1 pseudogene is annotated in these 299 nt (G+C 32.8%); it reads right to left on the bottom strand.

The features are described from left to right. A pseudogene (locus tag CAMP5053_RS08490) lies at nucleotides 1–299 on the bottom strand (hypothetical protein); the annotation flags it as partial.

Raw genomic sequence — 299 nt, 5'->3', positions numbered from 1 at the left:
TTTCTAATCTTTCTGGACTAAAATAATAAGGTGCATTAGGATAGCCTTGTGGAGGAGTTAGGGCTGCTAGTTTGGCTTGTAAAACTAAAGTATCTAGCCACAATTTTACTTCTTTTTGCGTCCAATCGCTTGGGATATTATCACCATAACCATTTAACATCCCATTTTTATAAGCATCTCTTTTATATTCAAATTCCAATCTACTCTCTGGAGTAGAATCTATATCTCTTGGATCTTTTAATTTACCTTTTAAAACATCATCATCTAAAGCTCTAATAATATCACCTGCTTCATCATAA

The organism is Campylobacter sp. S4:11 (genome assembly GCF_024723695.1).
Lineage (GTDB): Bacteria > Campylobacterota > Campylobacteria > Campylobacterales > Campylobacteraceae > Campylobacter_D > Campylobacter_D jejuni_C.
The sequence above is the reverse complement of the archived record's forward strand: the minus strand, read 5'-3'. Positions and strand labels throughout refer to the sequence as shown.